Genomic DNA, 891 nt, shown 5'->3' with positions numbered 1-891 from the left:
CTATAGGCCGTCAGTTTCGCCTTCTGGATCACGGCCATGTTGGAAATCCCGGCAGATCGATGCGAGCGCCATCGCCTGTTCAACGTTATCGACGATGCCTTCAAGGCCGGCGACTTCGAGGGCCTCGGCGTGGCGTTGGGCGGCTCTTCCCGCTGGTTCGACGAGCGCATGCCGTTCGAGCTCGGCCTCGGGCATCCGCTGGAATATGCGATCTATTGGAGCCCCGTCGGCTTCATCTCGTCTTTGCTGGATGCCGGCTCGAATCCAAACTATCAGGATCACGGTGGGTTTCCGTCCATCATTGCAGCGCTGTCCACCGACCGCGCCGACCGGCTGGACATCGTGCGGGTTTTGATCGACGGCGGTGCCGACCCCAACATGCGGGGCGTCAACGACTGGACGCCGCTGCACTATTCGGTGGCCATCCGCAGTGTCGATGCGATCGGCCTGCTTTTGGCGGCGGGCGCCGACCCGGTGCTCGAAACCCGCATCGATGACTACAGGACCGCGATCGAGGAAGCCGAGATTGCCGGCTTTGAAGGCGGTGCTTCCTTGCTGCGCGATGCGATGGCCGGGCGCAACTGACGGACAGTGAGTTGGGGCGCGACGAAACCACCGCCAGCAAATGCCAGGCTGATCTCAGACCTTCTTCAACCCCGCCTTGAAGCGTTTGCCATTGGCGACATAGTGCGCCGCCGAGCCGCGCAACCTGGCCACGGCCGCGTCGTCCAGCACCCTGATCGCCTTGGCCGGCGAACCGACGATCAGCGAATTGTCCGGGAATTCCTTGCCTTCGGTGACCAGCGCACCGGCGCCGACCAGGCAATTCCTGCCGATTTTCGCGCCGTTCAGCACGATGGCGCCCATGCCGATCAGGCTGTTGTCGCCGAT

Annotated in this window: 2 protein-coding genes; one reads left to right on the top strand and one right to left on the bottom strand. The window is 63.4% G+C overall.

Annotation, left to right across the window (positions count from 1 at the left end):
• The first annotated feature begins 36 nt into the window (after window positions 1-36).
• The gene (locus EN939_RS36115) at window positions 37-585 is read left to right on the top strand and encodes an ankyrin repeat domain-containing protein (RefSeq protein WP_127272053.1); all 549 of its coding nucleotides are present in this window, start codon (window positions 37-39) and stop codon (window positions 583-585) included.
• Between the two features lie 54 nt (window positions 586-639).
• Here EN939_RS36115 and EN939_RS36110 read toward each other — a convergent pair.
• Window positions 640-891 (bottom strand): gamma carbonic anhydrase family protein (locus EN939_RS36110; RefSeq protein ID WP_272483144.1); only part of this gene is annotated, 252 nt, incomplete at its 5' end.

The sequence above is a fragment of the Mesorhizobium sp. M7A.F.Ca.CA.002.05.1.1 genome (assembly GCF_003998335.1).
In the GTDB taxonomy this organism is placed as follows: domain Bacteria; phylum Pseudomonadota; class Alphaproteobacteria; order Rhizobiales; family Rhizobiaceae; genus Mesorhizobium.
This window is presented reverse-complemented; position numbering and strand designations above follow the sequence as displayed.

Coding starts and splice junctions, on each gene's coding strand:
- EN939_RS36115 (WP_127272053.1), top strand. CDS start 37: ATGTTGGAAATCCCGGCAGATCGATGCGAGCGCCATCGCCTGTTCAAC.